The organism is uncultured Turicimonas sp., assembly GCF_902477955.1.
Lineage (GTDB): Bacteria > Pseudomonadota > Gammaproteobacteria > Burkholderiales > Burkholderiaceae_F > Turicimonas.
The window spans coordinates 1-16,509 of the sequence record NZ_CABSJB010000034.1 but is presented as its reverse complement, the minus strand read 5'-3'; the positions used below and the strand labels follow the sequence as shown (position 1 = coordinate 16,509).

Annotated in this window: 16 protein-coding genes; 2 read left to right on the top strand and 14 right to left on the bottom strand. The window is 45.0% G+C overall.

Annotated elements, in window-relative coordinates:
• The 8 genes from RDK53_RS09690 to RDK53_RS09655 all read right to left on the bottom strand — a co-directional run bounded on the left by RDK53_RS09690 (position 1) and on the right by RDK53_RS09655 (position 7,867).
• Complete coding sequence (locus RDK53_RS09690; protein WP_308514375.1) at positions 1-1,836, bottom strand: carbon starvation protein A; 1,836 nt, start codon at positions 1,834-1,836, stop codon at positions 1-3.
• 307 nt (positions 1,837-2,143) lie between these two features.
• On the bottom strand, positions 2,144-2,686 hold the full coding sequence (locus RDK53_RS09685; RefSeq protein WP_308514373.1) for an FKBP-type peptidyl-prolyl cis-trans isomerase: 543 nt from the start codon (positions 2,684-2,686) through the stop codon (positions 2,144-2,146).
• 133 nt (positions 2,687-2,819) lie between these two features.
• Positions 2,820-3,995 (bottom strand): outer membrane protein assembly factor BamC, encoded by a 1,176-nt coding sequence (gene bamC, locus RDK53_RS09680; protein WP_308514371.1) that lies wholly within the window; start codon positions 3,993-3,995, stop codon positions 2,820-2,822.
• A 95-nt stretch (positions 3,996-4,090) separates the two neighbouring features.
• Positions 4,091-4,972 carry a 4-hydroxy-tetrahydrodipicolinate synthase gene (dapA, locus tag RDK53_RS09675; RefSeq protein ID WP_308514369.1) on the bottom strand — a complete coding sequence of 294 codons (882 nt, stop codon included), beginning with the start codon at positions 4,970-4,972 and terminating at the stop codon, positions 4,091-4,093.
• 75 nt (positions 4,973-5,047) lie between these two features.
• Positions 5,048-5,653: a class I SAM-dependent methyltransferase gene (locus tag RDK53_RS09670; protein ID WP_308514367.1), complete on the bottom strand. Its 606-nt coding sequence runs from the start codon at positions 5,651-5,653 to the stop codon at positions 5,048-5,050.
• 14 nt (positions 5,654-5,667) lie between these two features.
• Positions 5,668-6,321: a site-2 protease family protein gene (locus tag RDK53_RS09665; RefSeq protein ID WP_308514366.1), complete on the bottom strand. Its 654-nt coding sequence runs from the start codon at positions 6,319-6,321 to the stop codon at positions 5,668-5,670.
• Between the two features lie 49 nt (positions 6,322-6,370).
• On the bottom strand, positions 6,371-6,994 hold the full coding sequence (locus RDK53_RS09660; RefSeq protein ID WP_308514364.1) for an L-threonylcarbamoyladenylate synthase: 624 nt from the start codon (positions 6,992-6,994) through the stop codon (positions 6,371-6,373).
• A gap of 18 nt (positions 6,995-7,012) precedes the next feature.
• Positions 7,013-7,867 (bottom strand): PHP domain-containing protein, encoded by an 855-nt coding sequence (locus RDK53_RS09655; RefSeq protein WP_308514362.1) that lies wholly within the window; start codon positions 7,865-7,867, stop codon positions 7,013-7,015.
• A gap of 138 nt (positions 7,868-8,005) precedes the next feature.
• Here RDK53_RS09655 and hslO point away from each other — a divergent pair, with 138 nt between their 5' ends.
• Both hslO and RDK53_RS09645 read left to right on the top strand, forming a co-directional pair.
• Positions 8,006-8,953: an Hsp33 family molecular chaperone HslO gene (gene hslO / locus RDK53_RS09650; RefSeq protein ID WP_308514360.1), complete on the top strand. Its 948-nt coding sequence runs from the start codon at positions 8,006-8,008 to the stop codon at positions 8,951-8,953.
• 132 nt (positions 8,954-9,085) lie between these two features.
• Positions 9,086-9,856 (top strand): sulfite exporter TauE/SafE family protein, encoded by a 771-nt coding sequence (locus RDK53_RS09645; protein WP_308514358.1) that lies wholly within the window; start codon positions 9,086-9,088, stop codon positions 9,854-9,856.
• A gap of 71 nt (positions 9,857-9,927) precedes the next feature.
• Here the strand turns inward: RDK53_RS09645 and alr are convergent, their stop codons facing one another.
• The 6 genes from alr to RDK53_RS09615 all read right to left on the bottom strand — a co-directional run bounded on the left by alr (position 9,928) and on the right by RDK53_RS09615 (position 16,156).
• Positions 9,928-11,013, bottom strand: coding sequence for an alanine racemase (gene alr / locus RDK53_RS09640; RefSeq protein ID WP_308514356.1), 1,086 nt, complete (start codon positions 11,011-11,013; stop codon positions 9,928-9,930).
• Positions 11,014-11,087: 74 nt separating this feature from the next.
• On the bottom strand, positions 11,088-11,411 hold the full coding sequence (locus RDK53_RS09635) for a septum formation initiator family protein (protein WP_066591709.1): 324 nt from the start codon (positions 11,409-11,411) through the stop codon (positions 11,088-11,090).
• Entirely contained in the window at positions 11,411-12,697 is a 1,287-nt protein-coding gene (gene eno / locus RDK53_RS09630) for a phosphopyruvate hydratase (protein WP_308514354.1), read from the bottom strand. The genes RDK53_RS09635 and eno overlap by 1 nt, the downstream gene beginning before the upstream one ends.
• Positions 12,698-12,714: 17 nt before the next feature.
• Positions 12,715-13,572, bottom strand: coding sequence for a 3-deoxy-8-phosphooctulonate synthase (kdsA, locus tag RDK53_RS09625; protein ID WP_308514353.1), 858 nt, complete (start codon positions 13,570-13,572; stop codon positions 12,715-12,717).
• Between the two features lie 6 nt (positions 13,573-13,578).
• On the bottom strand, positions 13,579-15,219 hold the full coding sequence (locus tag RDK53_RS09620; protein WP_308514352.1) for a CTP synthase: 1,641 nt from the start codon (positions 15,217-15,219) through the stop codon (positions 13,579-13,581).
• Positions 15,220-15,490: 271 nt separating this feature from the next.
• The gene (locus tag RDK53_RS09615; protein WP_308514351.1) at positions 15,491-16,156 is read right to left on the bottom strand and encodes a DJ-1 family glyoxalase III; all 666 of its coding nucleotides are present in this window, start codon (positions 16,154-16,156) and stop codon (positions 15,491-15,493) included.
• Positions 16,157-16,509 lie beyond the last annotated feature (353 nt).

Below are 16,509 nucleotides of genomic sequence, written 5' to 3'. Positions count from 1 at the left end.
CTATTCTTGAACTATTTCTTTTACTTCTACGCCGTATTCATCTTTCACGACATTATGATTTTTCAGAAGAGCAAACCACCTTCTGACCGTACCCCAAATGACGACTCCCATCAGAACCATCACAAAGGCGGAAAGGAATGCTAGTAGATTCTTACCGGCAGGCAAGTACTGGTACATAATCAGCCAAACGCCGGCCCACATCGTAATGATGGTCATTAGGACGCCGGGAACTCCGGTCATCCATGCGTATTTCGCTTTGTTCATGCGAATGAGCATAGTTGTACCAATCAGCAGCGTCACGGAGGCCAACAGCTGGTTAGAAATGCCGAATAGAGGCCAGATATTGGTGATATCGCCTGAGTAAACCAAGTATCCCCATGCGCCTGTAAAGACGATAGATGTAGAGATCAATCCCGGAAGCCAATTCTTGTCTGCAAACTTCGGATAAACCTTACCCATCATTTCCTGTAAGAAGAAGCGCCCGACACGAGTACCGGCGTCAACGGCAGAAAGAATAAACACGGCTTCGAACATAATGGCAAAGTGATACCAGTAAGCCATTAACTGTTCCATCCATGGAATCTTACTGAAGATGTAGGCCATACCGACAGCCAAGCTGACGGAACCGCCCGGACGTGCCGCTAGGCTTTCCTGAACTTCAGCTTCTAAGCGCGGAAGATCGTGCACTGCCATTCCCAAGGCCTGGAAATGCTCAGCACTGGAGTTAATCGCAAAGTAATCGGCCGGAACAAGAACACAAGCGGCGATTAAAGCCATGATAGCGACAAAACCTTCCGTTAGCATGGCGCCGTAGCCGACAAACAGAACGTTCTTCTCGTTGTCGAGCATCTTCGGTGTGGTACCGGTACCGATAGTGGCGTGGAAGCCGGATAAAGCCCCGCAGGCAATAGTAATAAAGATGAAAGGAATAACCGGACCGGGAACGATTGGACCGCCTCCGCCGATAAACTTTGTCAACGGCGGCATTTGGAAATGAGGAGCTACGAAAACAATACCAACAGCCAAGGCAACGATAGTTCCAACCTTCAAGAATGTAGAAAGATAATCTCTAGGAAGCAGAAGAAGCCAAACCGGAAGCACGGAAGCAAAGAAACCGTAAACCGGAATAACGATGGACATTGTCTTCTTATCCATATCCAACCAGCCGAAGTATTCGGGATGCTCTGCAACCCATGGACCGGTGAGAATACACAAGAAAAGAAGAATGACGCCGATAACTGTTCCGATAGTGACTCGAAGCGGATGCTTGCTGTACTGCATATAGCCGCCCATCAAGATCGCAATTGGAATAGTGGCTGCTACCGTATAAGTTGACCATAAAGAGTTATACATTGCGTTAACGCAAGCAATGGATAAGCCGGCCAAGGTCAAAATCAAAATCGCTAATACAGCCCAGCTGGCAACGAAACCTGTGGTCTTATCGACTTCCTTGGAAGCGATATAAGCCAAAGACTTTCCTTTATGTCGAACAGAGCAGAAAAGAACGACCATATCATGGACGCCGCCGGCAAGAACACAGCCGATAAGAATCCACAACAAGCCCGGCAAATAACCGAACTGGGCTGCCAATACAGGTCCTAAGAGAGGCCCGGCGGCAGCAATAGCAGCGAAGTGGTGTCCGAAAAGGACAAATTTATTAGTTTTTACATAGTCCTGACCGTCAGCATATTTCTCGGCAGGCGTTGCACGTTGGCTGTCAACGACCAAAACTTTTTGCGCAATATAAAGTCCATAGAATCTATAGCCAATTGCAAATACGCATAAAGATACGAACAAAATCGTTACAGCATTGATTCCAGTTAGATAGTCCAGCATGGTCCTCCCTCATCTAAAAGTAACTGTTGTAAGAAAATGCAATAAACGACTCTAATTTTATGCAGGGATAACCCGTAAAGGTATATACGAACTCAATTTGAGATAGAAGAGCCTTCTTTCTGACAAAAATAATTTGTTGAGAAAAGGAAGTGGTGAGAAGGCGAATGTTTAAAGCGTAGTTATGCTTGAGCTGAGAGGAGCTTTTAGGACCGGATAGGCAGAAGAGAAAGAACAAACTTTGCCCGCAAATTCAATAAAGAGAATTCTTCAAATTAGCGGGCAATTATTTGAATTAAATGATGAATTTTTAATGAGGAAGCTGATCTCTGGTAACTTCAGAAATTTCAAATAAATCGGAAGAAGCTGCCTGAGATTCCATGTTTTCAATTTCTTCTTTAGTCGGCTTGTTAATCTCAAGAATTTCTATATCTATGGTAAGAGCTTCTCCGGCAAGCGGATGATTACCGTCAAGGATAGTTTCTCCGGAGCTAGCCGGCCCAAGAACCGTATAAATATTCTCGTCAGTCGGATCCAACACGGTTCCCGCAACCTTCATACCTTCTTCGATATGGTCTCCCAATATGGAATTTGGAACAGCCATAATCAAGGTTGGGTCAGACTCTCCGAAAGCTTCTTCAGGTTCAAGTTTAAGGTGGATTTTGTCACCGACCTTTTTCCCCATTAAAGCTTTTTCTATGGCAGGAAGCGTGTCGTTGTGTCCAATGAGGATAAAACTTCCGTCATCCTCTGTTTCCTCTTCAAAGTCTTTACCGGCAGTTGTGACTTTCATCTTTACTTTCACAACACTATCAACCGTTACTACTGTCTCGACATTAGTATTTTTCGCCATGCTATTTCTCTCATTTTCGATTTCGTTATATTACTCATCGTTTTTCAGCCCCGACGTTAGAAATACCATCAATGGGCGTAAAAAAACAGGACCAATGAAAAATCAAAGTCCTGTCTTTAAGCTTCAAAAATAGTTATCTAACTTGCTCTTGAAGAAGATTGAGAATTCTTGAAGAAGTGCTTAACGGATCCGTTCTTTCGCTTTCCGGAGCAGCGGTAACGCGAGTCTTGCCGTCTCCGTTGTTTTCTAAGACGACCTTATAAATCGGTGCTTCCACGGCTTTTTCTTTTCCGAACCAGCGTGTAAACAAGCCTTCGTCACTATGCTTCTTAGCTTCGTATTCCGGATCCAAGTAACGGATGAAATATGTGCCGGCAGCTCTGTCTCGATCTTCGATATTGAAGCCGACGCGATCTAAACCGACGCCTACTCTTCTCCAAGCTCTGTCAAACGGCTCGTCAATAACCAAAGCTTCTGTTTTGCCGTCTGCACCTTTGATTTCCTTGCTCATATATTCCGGTGCTGCGACAGGTTTAAGAGCGGAAGTATCAACTTCTTCTCTTGTCTTCTGCTTCGGATTGAACTCGTTTTCCAAACGCAAGGAGAGTCTAGTCAGCATTTCTGCTTCCAGCTCTTTGTCCGGAGCCCCCGGCTGCCAAGCTGTCTGGCCGTCTCTACCGTTTTGGTAGACCTCAATCATGCGGCGGTTCGTAATATAAATATCCGTTCCGCCCTGAGCATTTCTTTCCAAACGGGTGCGGTATCTGTCTCTTTCACCGGTGGAGTAAACAGAGTCAAGAATCTTTCCTAAAGTTGCTCGAATAATATCCTGCGGCAAATTGGCTTTGTTTTCTGCCCAGTTAGTCTCCATGATGCCTGCACGAGGATCTTCCCTTTCAACTTGAAGTCCGACAGAGGGCCAGAAGTCAAGTACGGCGTTCCACAAAGCATCAGGAGCCATATTAACCTGAATGTAACGGTCAGAACCGTCTTTCACAATCTTGGCAACGACGGTAGACGGTAAAACCGGAGCAACTCCAACTTCAGTCTGAGCGCCGCTGGATGCACGGCGTGCTTCTTCGATTTCAGAAATCTGAGTGGCAGTCACAACCTGAGTCTTTCCCGGAACGACAAATCGATCATCGGAAGGCAGCTGAGATAAGTCAGGAGGCACTTCCAAAGGTGCTCTGGTACTTGTAGTTTCGTATTGAATTTTTTCATTGGTAAAGGTTGATCCTAAATAAGAACAGCCGCTTAAAGAAGCAGCCAAAACCATTACCAATGTTGTGCGTACGGGAAACTGACCCATTTATAAAACTCCAAAAACCCTGGGAAGGGCTTAGTTTACATTACTAACAGACAGTATGAGATTCTATCTCATACTGTCCTGTTATTGAATAAGTATTAAATGCACCCGCCGATCTGCAGAGCAAGCTCCACTTGCTCACGTTTTGACGGTGCGAGCGGAACCAGTGGAAGTCTGATTCCTCCCGGAATCAAGCCCATTCTCTGGAGGGCCCACTTCGGAGCCACCGGGTTAGGCTCGCAGAAAAGCTGCTTGTGAAGCGGCATCAATCGATCATTGATTGCGCGGGCGCCCATAACATCATTAGCAAGGGCTTTTTCACACATTTGAGCCATCAACGAGGGAGCAACGTTAGCTGTCACGGAAATGACGCCCGCTCCGCCCATCAACATCAATGCCAAGGCGGAATCATCATTACCGCTGTAGATTGCGAATTCTCTATCTTTAGGAAGACGGCTCATCAAATCAGCAGCACGCGCCAAATCGCCTGTTGCATCTTTCAAACCAACAATACCGGGGATCTGGACAAGACGAAGAACGGTGTCGTTCTTCAAATCAGCAACTGTTCTTCCCGGTACGTTGTACAAAATCATGGGAAGATCTACCGTCTCAGCAATTTTCTTGAAGTGCTGGTAAAGCCCTTCCTGAGTCGGTTTGTTATAGTAAGGAGTGACCTGAAGACTGGCCACGGCACCAACTGAGCGGGCATACTCTGTAAGGATAATGGCCTCTCTTGTGGAATTAGAGCCAGTTCCTGCAATTACAGGGATTCTTCCTGCAGCTGCTTCCACAGCGACTTTAATAAGTTCATTGTGTTCGTCAAAATCTACCGTCGGACTTTCACCGGTGGTTCCGACCGCAACGATGGCATCGGTTCCAGCGGCAATATGCATTTCAATTAGATTTCTGTAGGAATCAAAATCAATGGTTCCGTCTTCAAACATTGGTGTGACTAATGCCACAATACTGCCAGTAATCATTACTACATCTCCATTGCCAAATGAGGTTAGTTGTCAGATAGATTTTAGCGAACGAAGTCTACAGAATTAGATTTTTTAAAGATTTTCGTAGTCGTACAAAGCAACCGGCAGGTTTTTCCCATCTAGCGGTTTCCTGCATAAAATCTTTTGGAAGCAGTCACCCTTCTCCGAGAGTGTTTCTTCATATGCCAAAACCGCCATAGTATTTCTATATACATCTGCGAGTTCTAACGGATTCAAAATAAAATCGCAGTTCTTGGCTCGGTTTCCGTCAAAACCTTGATAAGGCATCATGAAGGTTTCATAGAGAAGATATCCGCCCGGAACCAAAGAGGTCGGTAAAAAACTGAGAATCGGACGATAGAGGTAGAAGTTGACCAAAATCACATCAAAAGCTTCGGGTTCAAAAGCCCATGTGCCGTTTTCCAGATCGACCTGCTTGAAAGTTACGCCCGGCAAATCAGCTACGTAAGGTTTTACTCTTTCATCCCAATCGGCCGCTGTGACTTCATAGCCCATCTTAGAAAGGTATTTAGTATTTCTTCCGCAGCCGCATGCCAAATCCAAGACTTTGGCATTTTTAGGAAATAATCTGGAAAATCTTTCCAGCCATTTTGAAGGCTGTCCTTTCAATCCTTTTAAAGAATGGGCAGTAGGTCCGTTTTTAATCTCACAACTCATAGATCCTCCATTGCCTATAAGAATGCTTTAACGATAGAAAGACCGAAATGCATAAAAGGCTTCATGACGATAGAAAGCATGCCTGTCAAAATCAAAGCGAAAAGAATGTACATCCCGTATGGTTCAATACGGGAGTATTTGTAAGCCAAACCGGAAGGCAGCAATCCTGTCAAGATTCTTCCGCCGTCTAACGGCGGAATCGGAATTAAATTCAATGCCATCAGCATGATGTTGACATTGATACCGGCAAGACAAACTTCATAGAAGTAATTCTCAGTCAAACCTATGGAATAGATAATCTTCAGAAGGATAGCCCAAATAATGGCCTGCAGAAGATTTGCACCTGGGCCGGCAGCTGCAACCCAAATCATTGACTGTTTTGGATTGCGCAAGTTTCTAAAATTGACGGGGACAGGTTTTGCCCAACCGAAAACGATACCTCCTAAGCCGCTGACTGCACTTCCAAGAAGCAACACCGCAGGAACCAAAATCGTTCCGACCGGATCGATATGCTTCATCGGATTCAGAGTCACGCGGCCCAACATCCATGCTGTTTGGTCGCCAAAGTAACGTGCCACATAACCGTGGGCTGCTTCATGAATAGTAATTGCCAGAACCAAAGGAATGGCATATACCGTAATTGTTTGAATAATTGAATTGATGTCCATAAAGCAGAAGTTTATTTAATTTAAATTTTTCTAAGTGTTCAAAGTTGTATCAAAAGCCGATCGCCTTGCAGTCCCCAAGGCCTTCTCTAAGAACTTCAGGTTCGTCACCGGAAAGGTCTACTACCGTGGTATCGCCCTTTGCAACCGTACCGTCATCGAGAATAAAAGCCAATTGATCTCCGATAGCATCTTGAATCTCCCATGCTTCGGACAAAGGCTCTTCCTGTCCCGGCATAATCATCGTAGTGCCGACTAATGGCTCTCCGATTTTTTCGAGTAAAGCTTTCAAAGCTTTGTTTTGAGGAACGCGAATACCGATAGTTTTCTTAGAGGGATGAGAAAGTCTGCGTGGAACCTCACGAGTGGCTTCTAGAATAAATGTATACGGACCCGGAGTGACACTTTTAGCCATTCGGTAGCCGGTGTTATTAACTCGAGCGAGCTGGCTCATTTGGCTTAATGAATCACAAAGCAAAGTTAAATGCTTTTTTTCTCCTAACTGGCGGATGAGGCGGATTTTGTCCAATCCTTCTTTGTCGTCCATTCTGCACACAAGAGAAAAACCAGTGTCAGTCGGAACGACTGCTACCTCCCCCTTTGTCAGCAGCTGAGCAGCCTGCTCTATTCTGTGGGGCTGAGGAGAATCAGGCATGACATTCAAAATATATCCCATTTATTTTTATCCTTTTCTCTAAAAAAGTGACCAAACCGGAGTTAAGTCAGAAGGTATATCTCCTTGCTTTCCGATTGGGCATCTTGTATCTAATCTGTGGAAATCGCTGCCGGTAGAGGCAATAAAATCTTGCTCTCTGGCAATTTGGCAAATCATTGTATTATCTTTCGATGAATGACTGCCCGTTGTCACTTCAATGACCTTACCGCCGGCATTCTTGAATTCGTCCAACAGTGCTTGAAGTTTCCAATCTTTTAGCCCGTAACGGCCGGGATGAGCCAATACAGGTATCCCTCCCGATTGCCTGATTAGATTAACGGCTTGTGGAATAGTCGGAGCTTTAAGAGGGACAAAACCTGGTCTTCCCGAACCAATGAATTTTTCAAACGCACTGTCAATAGTAGCGGCAGCCTTAATATCAACTAACCATTTTGCAAAATGAATTCTTGAGACCAAATTAGGGTTAGTGACAAATTTCATTGCACCTTCCAAAGCTCCCGAATAACCCATTTCTTTCAGTTTGTTAGAAATGGCCTCCGCACGTTCAATGCGATTCATCTTAGTTTTTTGCAAAGCCTTAATTAGCTCAGGACAAGAAGTATCGATGTTTAATCCAACGATATGGATTTCTTTGTTGGCATAATTGGTTGATATTTCCACACCCGGTACAAAAGCGATGTTCTTTTGTTCACAAGCTTTCTGCATCCTTTCATTGCCTGCAATTTCATCGTGATCGGTCAGCGAAACTAAATTCACGCCGTTTTCCGAAGCCATGTCAGCTAACTGCTCAGGAGTGTAATTTCCGTCTGAAAAGACGGAATGCATATGCAAATCAGGGACAACCGTACTTTTTTCTATACTTCTTAAATCCATAATGATTCGAACGGAAGTTCTACAAGACTGAGACTACCACTTTAAAACAAATCATTAATCAGATGACCAAACTGAACTAGTCTTTACTTAAGCAGCCAAATATTTTTTTAGAATTTGAGAAACTTTAAGGAGACCTGAATGTCTGAAGAAATTACAAAACTTCCTGATCAAATTACCAAGTTCATGTTTGAAGATGCTCCGGTTAGAGGAGCTGTCGTTCAATTAGAAGACCAATGGCAGGAAATGACTCAGTTCCAGAATTATCCTGCTTCAGTCAACAAGATGCTCGGCGAATTTACTGCCGGTGCCCTCCTCTTATCAAGCACCATTAAGTTTGACGGTTCCTTGATTGTTCAAGTCAAGGGGTCAGGACCTGTCTCGATGGTTGTAGTTGAAGTAAAAAACCGTACAACTGTTCGTGCCATGGCTAAATTAAGAGAAGATGCCGAAATTGCCAACGACGCATCTTTCCAAGACTTGATTAATGCCGATGCAAAGGGCCAGTGTGCCATTATTCTTGATCCTGCCAACAGAAGACCGTCCGACCAGCCTTACATGGGTGTAGTTCCTTTGGTGGGCGAGTCTATTGCCGCAATCTTAGAAAACTACATGGAACAAAGCGAACAGCTTCCAACCAAGATTTGCTTGGCCTCCACAGACAAAATCATCGGCGGCCTGATGGTTCAAAAAATGCCGGAAGACGGCGGCACAGCCAACAAAGACATGGACAAGGACGCATGGCCGAGAATCTCGCAGATTGCCGGAACCTTGAAAGAAGATGAGCTTCTCACACTTGGTCAGGACGTCATTCTGCGCAGACTCTTTTGGCAAGAAAAAATTCAGTTGCTTGGTACGGAAGATATCCAGTTTCAATGCGGATGCTCAAAGGAAAAAACCGATGCCATGCTGAAGTCCTTAGGTAAAAAAGAATTGGAAGACATCTTGAAAGCCGAAGGCAAGATTGAAGTTACGTGCCAATTCTGCAACAAAACCATTACCTATTCTCCGGCCGATATTGAAGCACTCTTCCTCGAGGACAGCCCAATGGCAGTATCGAAGGAGGATGTTCCATCTACTCCGCAGTAATTTCAGTTCCTAATTCCAGCCTCCTTTGCCGGGAGGCTTTTTTATGAGGATTTCTTCTGAGAAAAGAAGGAAAAATCGTTACCGCCAAGAATTATTCTTAAAATTTCAAGAAATCCTTAACCTTTCTAAACTATGGAAGTTACTTTAACCCTAATCCTTATCTGTTGTCTTGCCTTCTTTATCGCAGGATGCATTGATTCAATCGCCGGAGGAGGCGGACTTATTACAACCCCAACATTTTTAATGCTTGGCATTCCGGCACATTTCTGTTTAGGCTCAACAAAACTTGCTTCCATGTGCGGTTCTTCCGTCGCCCTTTTTACTTTTTGGCAGAACAAACAGATTATCGGGAAGGTAGCATTGATTGGCGCTGTCTCCTCCTTTGCGGGAGGTGTTTTCGGTTCTTGGATAGCTTTATCTATTGATAATCAAAAAATGACCCTCATTATGGTTGGATTGATTCCTGTCGGTCTTGCCATTTCTTTACTAAGCGGCGCCTTCAAAATTGACAAAGAAGTTGAGGATGTTAAGGGATGGCGGTGGAAAGCCGTTTTGATTGGGATTACGGTGGGAATGTATGAAGGATTTTTCGGACCCGGAGCCGGAAGCTTTTTTCTTATCGGCATCCATGTCTTATTAAAAGCCGGTTTAGTTAAAGCCTCGGGAACAGCAAAAATTTTTAATATCTTTGCCAACCTCGGAGCAGTGTGTACTTTTGCTTCAGCCGGTACCGTAGCCTACTCTTTGGCCATTCCTTGCGCTGCAGCAAGTATTCTAGGAAACCGGATCGGTGCAAAGTACGCTATAAAAATTGGGCCTAAAGTCGTTAGGAAAGCCTTGTACCTCGTGATTACACTTTTAATGATCTCACTTATCGTCAAACTGGTCACAACAAGCAACTAAACCTTGTTAAATGTAGAAACAGGCTCCTTAGGAGCCTGCATAGATTATATGAAGTGAAAAGAGAAGAATTTTTAACCAATAAATTCTCTCTTTACACGGATATTTAAGTTAGCTAAAAGTTCATATCCGATAGTTCCATGCAACGCTGCAACCTCATTGATCGGAAGATTTTTTCCCCATAATTCAGCCCAGTCGCCCGGTTTTGCCTCAGGAATATCCGTGATATCAACCGTAATCATATCCATGGATACACTCCCAACCAAAGGAGCTTTCTTTCCGTGAATCAGCACAAATCTATCTTCCAATTTCTGTCTGGGATACCCGTCAGCGTAACCGCATGCCAGCACAGCAATTCTCATTGGATGCTCAGCTACGAATTTAGAACCGTATCCTACGGCATCTCCCGGTTGAAGGTTCTGAGTCCCTAAGATGCCTGCTCTCAAAGTCATTACAGGTACCAGTCCCAGTTCCCCGGAGGTCTTATTGCCGTCCGGACTTACGCCGTATAAAGCGATCCCGGCCCTGACAGCGCCGTCTGCCGCTTCCGGATGCCACAAAATAGCTCCCGAATTAGAAAAGCATTTATCGCAGGCCAAGCCTTCCAAAGAGACTAAATTATTAAGCTGGCCGGAGACAGGAAGTTTGCCGTCAGCCGGATAAGTCAGTTCTGAGTTGGCAAAGTGTGTGACAAAATCCACTACCTCGACCATAGGAATCTTTTCAAGCTCTTCTTTGACAGCTTTGGCTCGTGCAGGAAGGAATCCAAGCCTGTTCATTCCGGAATTTAATTTGATATGAACTCTGACTTTATTTTCAAAGCTGAATTTTTTGAGATCTTCAATCTGCCAATCTGAGTGAACCAGAGTTTCAATCCCATATCTATCTACCTTTGGCAAATCGTCATAGGTAAAGAAGCCTTCAATTAAAAGAACAGGCTTTTCCCATCCGAGATTGCGTACTGCAACGGCTTCGTCAACGTCCAACAATGCCAAACCGTCTGTCAGTTCGAAAGTATCTAAAAGACCATGAAGTCCATGACCGTACGCATCTGCCTTGACGACAGACCACATAAATCGTTTCCCTGCTTTTTCTCTGAGCAGTGCAATATTGTGTTGAAGAGCGTGTTTGTCAATTAAAGCTTCAATTGGACGAGACATGGAAGCACTTCCTGTAAAAATAAGGCTCAGGTAATTTTAATTAGTTGAAACGAAAAAATCGCGCAAATCCGCGATTATTTCTTATCCTCGGGATATTCCGAAAGCCGGAACAAGACTTCGTTTTCACGAATCATGTTCATGTGAAGACGAGCGCGGGCTTCCAAAGCATCTTTACCCTCACGAAGACTCGCAGCTTCGGCTTGTATTTGATTGATTTGAGCGAGAACGTTCTCGTTAGCTTGTTTCTGTTTCACAAGCTGAATGTTAAGTTCTTGAAGTCCTCTTTCACTTCCCTTGCCCCACCACAAAGGATACTGAATGAGGACTAAAAGGACCAATAGCACCAAGGCTATTAACCTTGGTGCCGTATTGCTGGTTGTTTTACTGTATGCAGCCATTAGCGTTTGATGTTATAGAAGGCATCCAGCCCCGGATAAACGGCGAGATCGCCTAATTCATCCTCAATTCTCAAGAGCTGGTTGTATTTTGCCATTCTATCGCTGCGAGACATAGAACCTGTCTTGATTTGTCCCGCATTGGTGCCGACAGCGATATCAGCGATCGTTGAATCTTCAGTTTCACCGGAGCGATGAGAAACAACGGCGGTATAACGAGCCCTCTTGGCCATTTCAATTGCTGCGAAAGTTTCAGTCAATGTGCCGATTTGATTAATCTTAATCAAAATGGAATTGGCTGTACCCTTCTTGATGCCTTCTTTCAAAATCTTTGTATTAGTCACAAAGAGGTCGTCACCAACCAATTGAACCTTATCGCCTAAAGCCTTGGTAAGCTTAGCCCAGCCTTCCCAATCGCCTTCGGCCATACCGTCTTCGATGGAGATGATCGGATACTTATCACACCATTCCTGAAGCTTAGCAATCCATTCGTCATCAGTAAGTGTCTGACCTTGACCTTTGAGGTTGTAAACGCCGTCTTCATAGAATTCGCTGGAAGCACAGTCCAAACCGATGAATACATCCTTACCGGGAACGTAGCCGGCTTGTTCAATGGCCTCAACGATCAATTCGATGGCTTCTTCATGGCTATGCAATGTAGGAGCAAAACCGCCTTCGTCACCAACAGCAGTTGTCATGCCTTTGCCATTGATAATCTTTTTCAATGTATGGAAGATTTCAGCACCGTAGCGAAGAGCTTCTTTGAAAGAAGGAGCGCCTGCAGGAATAATCATGAATTCCTGAATGTCAAGGTTATTGTTGGCATGAGCGCCGCCGTTGATGACGTTCATCATCGGAACAGGCAAGGTTGTAGCGTATGTGCCGCCAAAATAACGATAAAGAGGAAGCCCTGCTTCTTCAGCTGCAGCCTTGGCAACCGCCATAGAAACAGCCAAAATTGCGTTGGCACCGAGTCTGGACTTGTTGTCTGTACCGTCAAGTTCAATCATGATCTGATCGATCAAGGCTTGATCGGTACCTTCTTCGCCAATCAATTCGTCTCTGATTTCACCGTTCACATTGGCTACGGCATTGAGAACACCTTTGCCCAGGTAACGGGACTTGTCTCCGTCACGGAGTTCGATAGCTTCACGGCTGCCTGTAGAGGCACCGCTGGGGACAGAAGCACGGCCGAAAGCCCCGCTTTCCAATACAACTTCAGCTTCGACTGTAGGATTTCCGCGGGAATCTAAAACCTCACGGCCAAGTACTTCAACAATTGCACTCATATTGTCCTCAATAAAATTTAACGAAAATTATTTTCTAAAAATACCGGATTGTTCTTTACTACTTTATCCAGAGCCACAAGAGTTTCTAACAGCTCTTCCATTCTATTCAACGGCACGGCATTAGGACCGTCGCTCTTAGCACAGGCAGGGTTAGGATGGGTTTCCATAAAGAGACCCGAGACACCGGCAGCCACCGCCGCGCGTGCTAATACAGGCACGAATTCTCTCTGTCCTCCGGAGCTTGTTCCTTGACCACCGGGAAGTTGGACGGAGTGAGTGGCGTCAAAAACCACAGGTGCGTCGCACTCTCTCATAATGGCCAAACTTCTCATATCGGAGACTAAGTTGTTATAGCCGAAAGAGGCACCTCTTTCGCAGACCATGAAACGATCCTCAGAGAGACCTGCCTTTTGCGCAGCGTGTCTGGCTTTCGTCACAACCTGCTTCATATCGTGAGGTGCCAAGAACTGGCCCTTCTTAATATTTACCGGCTTTCCGCTGACTGCACAAGCCATAATAAAGTCTGTCTGACGGCATAAGAAGGCCGGTGTCTGAAGCACATCTACAACGGCTGCAACCGCAGGAACCTCTTCAGCAGTATGAACGTCAGTTACCACGGGAACTCCAATTTGTTCTCTTACTTTTTCGAGAATCTGAAGTCCCTTATCCATTCCTAACCCACGAAAACTTGCATCCGAAGAGCGGTTTGCTTTGTCGTAACTTGCTTTAAAAATATAAGGAATGCCCAGTCTATCGGTGATTTCTTTCATTTTGCCGGCAATATCCAAAGCCATTTGTTCGCTTTCGATCACACACGGACCGGAGAGGAGAAAAAACGGCTTATCCAAACCGACTTCGAAATTACAAAGTTTCATTAAAAATTATTCCTTGTGGTGTTCGTCTCTATATTTAGCAGCGCTGCGGATGAAAGCATTGAAGAGCTTATGGCCGAAACGCGGAGAAGAAGTAAATTCCGGATGGAACTGGACGCCGACAAAGAAGTCATTCTGCGGGAGCTCAACGATTTCAGGAAGGTTTTCGCCCTGCGTACGTGCAGCGATAACCAGACCGTTCTTTTCGAACTGATCGCAGTAAGAATTGTTGACTTCATAACGGTGACGATGGCGTTCGGCAACAACATCGCCATAAATGTCGTGAGCCTTTGTACCGGGTTTAACGGGTACTTCCTGTTTACCCAATCTCATAGTTCCGCCGAGATCGCTGTCTTCAGTCCGAACTTCCTTCTTGCCGGTTCTGTCTTGCCATTCGGTAATGAGAGCCACGACAGGATGCGGTGTATCAGGTTGGAACTCAGTTGAGTTAGCTCCGCCGAGCCCGCATACATGACGTGCAAATTCGATTACGGAAAGCTGCATACCTAAGCAAATTCCAAGGTATGGAACATTGTTTTCACGGGCATACTGAATGGCCAAAATCTTGCCTTCCGTGCCGCGTTTGCCAAAACCGCCCGGAACCAAGATGGCATCCATTTCTTTGAGGCAGTCAGTACCATTCTTTTCGAGTTCTTCGGCTTCGATAAATGTAGTCTTGACTTTGTGGCCGGTATGGATGCCTGCGTGGATCAAAGCTTCATTCAAAGACTTGTAAGAGTCGGCCAAATCATATTTACCGATCATGGCAACTTTGACTACGTCTTTTGGATTTTCAAGTTTCTCTACCACTTCTTCCCATGCGGACAAATCAGCCGGTTTCGGGTTGATATCCAATGTCTTGCAGACAATTGCATCTAATCCCTGCTCATGAAGCATCATTGGAACTTTGTAGATGGTGTCTACATCCCAAACGGAGATGACAGCGTTGATTGGAACGTTGGCGAACAAGGAGATCTTAGATTTTTCGTCTTCCGGAATCTTACGGTCTGCACGGCAGAGAAGAACGTTTGGAAGAATACCGATTTTTCTTAACTCTCCGACGGAGTGCTGAGTTGGCTTTGTCTTTAACTCGCCGGCACTTGGAATATAAGGAACCAATGTCAAATGGATGAAGCAGGAGTTATTTGATCCTAGTCTCAAGGACATCTGACGGACGGCTTCCAAGAATGGCAAAGATTCGATATCACCGACGGTACCACCGATTTCAACGATTGCGATATCAGGATCTCCGGCTGCATGAGCACCGCGAATGATAAAGTTTTGAATTTCATTGGTGATATGAGGGATGACCTGAACGGTCTTGCCGAGGTATTCACCGCGTCTTTCCTTCCTCAACACGTTCTGGTAGATCTGACCTGTTGTGAAGTTGTTGGCCTTATGCATTTTTGGAGTGATAAAACGCTCATAGTGGCCTAAGTCCAAATCAGTTTCCGCGCCGTCTTCCGTAACAAACACTTCCCCGTGCTGGAAAGGGCTCATTGTACCCGGATCCACGTTGATGTAGGGGTCCATTTTGATGATTGTTACTGAGAGGCCGCGGGATTCAAGTATTGCTGCTAGGGAGGCGGCTGCGATTCCTTTACCAAGAGAAGAAACAACACCACCAGTCACAAATACGAATTTCGTCATCCTTAATCCCGAAAGAAAAAAAAAAGAGACGCGCTTTTGGCGTGCAAATAATTCCGTTCATTATAACGAGGGGCCGGACGTTTTCAAACCATGAGAGCCTTTTTTCAAAAATAAATTACAACATCCGTGCCCACAATGTTATTTAGCATAGGAAGAAGAAATTGATATTCAAAATTCTGAGTCCTAATAACAAAAAGAGCCTCCCGGGACATTATCCAAGGAGACTTTTCAGTGCAGTTTTCACATTCGAACTGCTAACCTGAGAGACGAATTATTTGTTTTTCGCAGGATTTTGCCAGTCGGGCCAAGCTTTCATTTCGTCATAAAGGAAACGACCTTTAATAAAAGTACTGTCTCCTCCTAAAACATCTACCAATGCAAAAGCAAATGGAAGAGCCGTTCCGGGACCGCGACTGGTAACTAATTTTCCGTCAATAACCACAACGTCTGTCACATATTTGGCATCTTTATAGTTAGGTTCAGTGCGTTTGCCCGGATAGGCAGTCATTGTCTTTCCTTTGAGAACGCCTGCCTTTGCCAAGACATTAGGAGCGGCGCACATTGCAGCGACAAACTTGCCGGACTGGTCATAGTGGCGAACTAAATCAAGAAGTCTTTCGTCAGCAAGCATATTATCAACACCTGTCCATCCGCCTGGAAGAACGATCATGTCGTAATTCTTAAACGGTGTGAGATCGTTGCCTAAAACTTTATCAGCTTTGATGGTGATGTTATGAGCGCCAGGAACCATTTCGCCGGCGATACTGACGCTGTCAGTCGGGAAACCACCACGACGAACTACATCGAGGATTTCCACGGTTTCTCCTTCTTCAAAGCCGGGGGCTAAAACGACCAAAACGGAAGGTTTATCTGCTGCCATGGCCATACCGGATAAACCTGCAGCTGCCATGCAAAGGACAATAGCTAGTTTTTTCATATTGATACCTAGAGAGTTTCAACTTTCGAGCGATGAAGGTTCTGAGGCTTTCACAATGAACGCCAAGAGCAGCTTGCTGAAAAGTTATTAAATAATGAAATGAAGAGGAAGCAACAAAAACAACCACCCCTTTCGCCGCTTCCTCTTCTGCAGGAGAAAAAATGAATACTTCTTTCAGTCAGATTCTTGCGAGGAGAAAATTAGAACCGATCAAATACTTAGAGTTTCAATCCGTCTCGTCTTTTAAGGAGCATAGATGAGACTTAATTGCTCTGCTTTGAATTAAGGAACCTTAAGTTCTCTGAATTCGTGGCATTCGTCGCACAAGAGAACTGGTTTCTTGTGACCGCGGT

Excerpts from the sequence above, each read along its gene's own strand:
- RDK53_RS09690 (WP_308514375.1), bottom strand. The coding sequence starts at position 1,836 with ATGCTGGACTATCTAACTGGAATCAATGCTGTAACGATTTTGTTCGTA.
- RDK53_RS09685 (WP_308514373.1), bottom strand. The coding sequence starts at position 2,686 with ATGGCGAAAAATACTAATGTCGAGACAGTAGTAACGGTTGATAGTGTT.
- bamC (WP_308514371.1), bottom strand. The coding sequence starts at position 3,995 with ATGGGTCAGTTTCCCGTACGCACAACATTGGTAATGGTTTTGGCTGCT.
- dapA (WP_308514369.1), bottom strand. The coding sequence starts at position 4,972 with ATGATTACTGGCAGTATTGTGGCATTAGTCACACCAATGTTTGAAGAC.
- RDK53_RS09670 (WP_308514367.1), bottom strand. The coding sequence starts at position 5,653 with ATGAGTTGTGAGATTAAAAACGGACCTACTGCCCATTCTTTAAAAGGA.
- RDK53_RS09665 (WP_308514366.1), bottom strand. The coding sequence starts at position 6,321 with ATGGACATCAATTCAATTATTCAAACAATTACGGTATATGCCATTCCT.
- RDK53_RS09660 (WP_308514364.1), bottom strand. The coding sequence starts at position 6,994 with ATGGGATATATTTTGAATGTCATGCCTGATTCTCCTCAGCCCCACAGA.
- RDK53_RS09655 (WP_308514362.1), bottom strand. The coding sequence starts at position 7,867 with ATGGATTTAAGAAGTATAGAAAAAAGTACGGTTGTCCCTGATTTGCAT.
- hslO (WP_308514360.1), top strand. The coding sequence starts at position 8,006 with ATGTCTGAAGAAATTACAAAACTTCCTGATCAAATTACCAAGTTCATG.
- RDK53_RS09645 (WP_308514358.1), top strand. The coding sequence starts at position 9,086 with ATGGAAGTTACTTTAACCCTAATCCTTATCTGTTGTCTTGCCTTCTTT.
- alr (WP_308514356.1), bottom strand. The coding sequence starts at position 11,013 with ATGTCTCGTCCAATTGAAGCTTTAATTGACAAACACGCTCTTCAACAC.
- RDK53_RS09635 (WP_066591709.1), bottom strand. The coding sequence starts at position 11,411 with ATGGCTGCATACAGTAAAACAACCAGCAATACGGCACCAAGGTTAATA.
- eno (WP_308514354.1), bottom strand. The coding sequence starts at position 12,697 with ATGAGTGCAATTGTTGAAGTACTTGGCCGTGAGGTTTTAGATTCCCGC.
- kdsA (WP_308514353.1), bottom strand. The coding sequence starts at position 13,572 with ATGAAACTTTGTAATTTCGAAGTCGGTTTGGATAAGCCGTTTTTTCTC.
- RDK53_RS09620 (WP_308514352.1), bottom strand. The coding sequence starts at position 15,219 with ATGACGAAATTCGTATTTGTGACTGGTGGTGTTGTTTCTTCTCTTGGT.
- RDK53_RS09615 (WP_308514351.1), bottom strand. The coding sequence starts at position 16,156 with ATGAAAAAACTAGCTATTGTCCTTTGCATGGCAGCTGCAGGTTTATCC.